Raw genomic sequence first — 4427 nt, forward strand, 5'->3', positions numbered from 1 at the left:
GTATCCGCGCTGGAGCCGCTGGCCGAACTGGCTGCTGAGCGAAATAGCGATCGGCGCCTGCGATCTGGCGGAAGTGCTGGGCAGCGCCGTCGCCCTCAACCTGCTCTTCCACATCCCCCTGCTGTGGGCGGTGATCATCACCGGCCTGGACGTGCTGCTGCTGCTGGCGATGCAGCGCTTCGGCATGCGCACCATCGAGGCCATCGTGCTGCTGCTGGTGGCCACCATCGGGCTGTGCTACTTCCTGGAGATCTTCGTCCTGCCCCAGACCCAGCCCAGTTTCCTGGAGATGGGGCGGGCGCTGGTCTCGCCGCACTTCCGCCAGGCCGGCATGCTCTACATCGCCATCGGCATGATCGGGGCGACGGTGATGCCCCACAACCTCTACCTGCACTCCGCCCTGGTGCAGAGCCGCAAGCTGCAGCAGGATGACAAGTCCATCCGCCGCGCCGTCCGCTTCAACACCATCGACGCCACCGCCGCCCTCACCGTCGCCTTCCTGGTGAACGCCGCCATCCTGGTGCTGGCGGCCATGGTCTTTTTCGGGAAGCGGAGCGTGACGGTGGCGGGCGGCGAGGTGGTGCACTTCCTCCCCGACAGCGACTGGGTTCGCGTGGCCTACCTGACCCTGGCGCCGCTGCTGGGTACCACCGCCGCCAGCACGTTGTTCGGCATCGCGCTGCTGGCCAGCGGGCAGAGCAGCACCATCACCGGCACCCTGGCCGGGCAGGTGGTGATGGAAGGCTTCATGAACTGGCGCCTCAAGCCCTGGGTGCGGCGGCTGATCACCCGCACCTTGGCCATCGTGCCCGCGGTCGTCATCATCGGAGTGCGCGGCTCCAGCAGCGTCACCGACCTGCTGACCCTCAGCCAGGTGGTGCTGGCCCTGCAGCTCCCCTTCGCCATGTTCCCGCTGCTGCACTTCACCTCTTCGCGGCGGCGCATGGGCGCCTGGAAAAACGGCTGGTTCCTGCTCGTGGCGGGCTGGGGCAGCGCCCTGCTGATCACCGCCATGGACGTCTGGGGCCTGCCGGATTCGCTACGCACCGCCTGGCAGGTCATCACCGGAGGATGAAGGAGAGCGAGGAGCCATCATGTACGAGACCATTCTGGTGACGCTGGATGGCACGCCCACCGACCGCGCCATCATCGAGCACGTGAAGGAGCTGGCGCGGTTGGCGCACAGCCGGCTGGTGCTGCTGCACGTGGCCGACGGCTGGGCGGCGCGCATGTACGGCCGCGATGCGGTCAGCCCCGAGATCGCCGAGGACAAGGCCTACCTGGAGAGCGTGCGCGCCGAGTTCCAGTCCGCCGGCATCCCTGCCCAGGCGGAGCTGGCCTTCGGCGAGCCCGCCGAGGAGATCATCAAGTGGGTGCGCGAGAAGGGCTGCGATCTGGTGGCCATGAGCACCCACGGGCATCGACTGCTCTCCGACGTCTTCCGCGGCGCCACCGCCACCAAGGTGCGCCACAGCATCAGCGTGCCCGTGCTGCTGCTGCGGGCGAAGAAAGAGCCGCCGGAAGGACGATGAGAGCGCCCTGGTTCGTGCTGCTGCTCTCCATCCTGCCGGCGCTCAGCGCGGCGGGGCAGCAGCCTCCGCCGCCCGGGGAGCCGGAGGCCAATCCCGGCCGGCCCACCATCTCGACGCCGGCCACGCTCACCCCGGTGGGCTACTTTCAGTTCGAGACCGGATATCTGGGAGCGTGGGACTCGCCCGAGCTGTCCTGGCAGCACAGCGTCAACGAGGTGATCAAGTTCACGGTACACCGGCGCATCGAGTTGCTGGCCGAGTCGCAGCCCTTCGCCCATTCCCGGGCCGGCGGGCAGGTCACGAACGACCCGGGCGACACCTTCCTGGGAGTGCAGGGCGTGGTGCACCAGGGCGAGGGCGCGCGGCCCACCGTCGCGGTGAGCTACTTCGGCCGGGTGTACGCCGGCAGCGCGCCCGGCCTGGACATCGGCAGCGCCCGCAACTCCATGCTGCTGCTGGTCAGCGCCGACGTGAAGGGCTTCCACTACGACACCAACTACTTCTTTGAGGAAGCCGTCTCCGGGAACATCCGCCGCGCCCAGTTCGGGCAGACGCTCTCCGTCTCGCACGCGCTCAAGGGCAAGTTCGGCCTGACCGGAGAGATCTGGCACTTCACCCAGCCCTTCCTGCGCGGCCACGCGGTGGGCACCCTGTGGGCGCTGACCTACAACGCGCGCAAGAACCTGGTTTTCGACGCCGGCTTCGACCACGGCCTCACCGGCACCTCCACGCGCTGGGAGGCCTTCGCCGGTTTCACCTACCTGCTGCCGCACCGCGCCTGGCGCCGCTGAGGGTCACGCCGCTGGCGCGGCAAGCGGCCCCGATCACACGCTCCCTCTCCCGCTTGCCATCGGGTCTACGGCGGGCCGCTGCCCTCGCTGTCGTCCCGCTTCTTGGGCTCGGGCGGGATGGCCGGCGGCTGCCCCGCGATGCGGGCGACTTGGTTCACCAGGTTGGCCATCCCCTGATTGAAGTTAGTAACCAAGTTCTTGGGCCGGTCCGCGTCCCGAACATCCTCGGTGAGCGTCCAAAGTATGAAGTGCGTCCTGGCATCCAGGATGGTCAGTCGCAATTGGGGCGCAAAGGACGAGATGCCCTCGCCACTACCCCAGAGCGGCGAGACAAAACGCAGCTCAAAAACCAGCTCCGCATCGGCGGGATTGGAGACCAGTTCGTAATGCCCCCAGGCCTTCATGGCGGTGTAGAACTGGTTGTAGGGCCGGTCCCGGTCCCCAAGCTTTGAAGAACCCTGTGGGGAGTCGCTCTCGACACCACCATTGGAGATGAACACTTTTTTCGCGGCGGCGATCTGCGGCGGGACCGGAGCCGCCTGGACCGGGTCCTTGGCTTGTTGCGCCGCCAGACCAGGGACGAACAACAGTGTGAATGCAAGAGCCAAGCCTAGGATGCCGGAGCGGATCATTCTCGACATAACACCTCCCACCCAACGTGGTCCCTCGATAGAGCAAACCCGAGCAGAGCCCTAAAGTTTGCCGCGCTGGCTCTCACGCGGCCCCTGCCCGGACGATTGACAGTTCCCGGCCCGCACCCTACCCTTGCCTGTTCCCCCGGTCTTCCTGGAAAGCGCATGAAAGTCCTGGTCATCGGCGGCGGCGGGCGCGAGCACGCCCTGGCGTGGAAATTGCGGCAATCGCCCCAGGTCTCGCAGTTGTGGTGCGCCCCCGGCAACGGCGGCATCGCCCGCGACGCCGAGTGCGTGCCCGTGGAGGTGAAGAGCGTCGACGCCATGGCGGCCCTGGCCTCGCGCCTGGCCGCCGACCTCACCGTGGTAGGGCCGGAGGTCCCGCTCTCCCTGGGCGTGGTGGACGAGTTCACCCGCCGCGGCCTGCGCATCTTCGGGCCCACCGCCGAGGCCGCGCGCCTGGAGTCCTCGAAGAGCTTTGCCAAGGAATTCATGCAGCGCTGCCACATTCCCACCGCGCACTTCGCCATCTGCCTGTCGGCGGAGGAGGTTCACCAGGCGCTGCAGCTCTTCCATCCGCCCATCGTGGTGAAGGCCGACGGCCTGGCCGCGGGCAAGGGCGTGGTCATCGCCCAGAGCAAGGAGGAGGCGCAGGCGGTGGCCGGGGAGATGCTCAGCGGCAAGCTGCTGGGCGAGGCGGGAGCGCGCGTGGTGCTGGAGGAGTTCTTGCAGGGCGAAGAATTGTCCTTCCTGGTGGTGAGCGACGGGGAGCGCGTGCTGCCGCTGGCCGCCGCCCAGGACCACAAGCGCGTGGGCGACGGCGACACCGGCCCCAACACCGGCGGCATGGGCGCGTACTCGACCGATGTTCTGGTCGACGCGCACATGCGCGAGTGGCTGCTCACCCACATCGCGCGCCCGGTGGTCGAGGGCCTGAAGGCGGAGGGCGTGACCTACCGCGGCGTCCTCTACTGCGGCCTGATGATGACCGCGCGCGGGCCGATGGTGCTGGAGTTCAATTGCCGCTTCGGTGATCCCGAGACCCAGCCCGTCCTCATGCGCCTGGAGAGCGACCTGGCCGAGGTCTGCCTGGCTTCCGCCGAAGGACGGCTCAGCGAAGGCGGCCTGGAGTGGTCGGCGGACGCGGCCGCTTGTGTGGTGCTGGCCTCGGGCGGATATCCCGGCAGCTATCCCACGGGCAAGAAGATCTCCGGGCTGGAGGAAGCCGCAGAGGTCGAAGGGGTGCAGGTCTTCCACGCCGGGACGGAGAAACGCGGCAGCGAGTACTTCACCGCTGGAGGCCGCGTGCTGGGAGTGAGCGCGCGCGCCCACGACCTGGCCGCAGCCGTCGACCGCGCTTACGCCGCCTGCAGCCGCATCGGCTTCGAGGGCATGCACTACCGCAAGGACATTGCAGCGCGAGCCCTGAAGAAGTGAGTTTCACGTTTCAGGTTTCAAGTTCCACGCGCTTG

The 4427-nt window shown here is 68.0% G+C and carries 5 protein-coding genes; 4 read left to right on the forward strand and 1 reads right to left on the reverse strand.

Annotation, left to right across the window (positions count from 1 at the left end; all coding sequences use genetic code 11):
* From VEG08_13385 to VEG08_13395, 3 genes are all read left to right on the forward strand, one after another.
* Positions 1-1075, forward strand: a 1075-nt coding sequence (locus VEG08_13385; GenBank protein HXZ28979.1) for an Nramp family divalent metal transporter, incomplete at its 5' end; no start/stop codon positions are given.
* Between the two features lie 19 nt (positions 1076-1094).
* Entirely contained in the window at positions 1095-1532 is a 438-nt protein-coding gene (locus tag VEG08_13390) for a universal stress protein (GenBank protein ID HXZ28980.1), read from the forward strand.
* Entirely contained in the window at positions 1529-2323 is a 795-nt protein-coding gene (locus tag VEG08_13395) for a hypothetical protein (GenBank protein ID HXZ28981.1), read from the forward strand. The genes VEG08_13390 and VEG08_13395 overlap by 4 nt, the downstream gene beginning before the upstream one ends.
* Before the next feature lie 65 nt (positions 2324-2388).
* Here VEG08_13395 and VEG08_13400 read toward each other — a convergent pair whose 3' ends face one another.
* Positions 2389-2955 carry a hypothetical protein gene (locus VEG08_13400; GenBank protein HXZ28982.1) on the reverse strand — a complete coding sequence of 189 codons (567 nt, stop codon included), beginning with the start codon at positions 2953-2955 and terminating at the stop codon, positions 2389-2391.
* A 165-nt stretch (positions 2956-3120) separates the two neighbouring features.
* On the opposite strand from VEG08_13400, the gene purD reads away from it, so the two are divergent.
* The gene (purD, locus tag VEG08_13405) at positions 3121-4392 is read left to right on the forward strand and encodes a phosphoribosylamine--glycine ligase (protein HXZ28983.1); all 1272 of its coding nucleotides are present in this window, start codon (positions 3121-3123) and stop codon (positions 4390-4392) included.
* Positions 4393-4427: the final 35 nt, after the last annotated feature.

It is taken from the genome of Terriglobales bacterium (assembly GCA_035624475.1).
In the GTDB taxonomy this organism is placed as follows: domain Bacteria; phylum Acidobacteriota; class Terriglobia; order Terriglobales; family Acidobacteriaceae; genus DASPRL01.

What these genes read in the sequence shown, in the direction of transcription:
- purD (HXZ28983.1), top strand. Translation starts at nt 3,121, where the DNA reads ATGAAAGTCCTGGTCATCGGCGGCGGCGGGCGCGAGCACGCCCTGGCG.
- VEG08_13395 (HXZ28981.1), top strand. Translation starts at nt 1,529, where the DNA reads ATGAGAGCGCCCTGGTTCGTGCTGCTGCTCTCCATCCTGCCGGCGCTC.
- VEG08_13390 (HXZ28980.1), top strand. Translation starts at nt 1,095, where the DNA reads ATGTACGAGACCATTCTGGTGACGCTGGATGGCACGCCCACCGACCGC.
- VEG08_13400 (HXZ28982.1), bottom strand. Translation starts at nt 2,955, where the DNA reads ATGATCCGCTCCGGCATCCTAGGCTTGGCTCTTGCATTCACACTGTTG.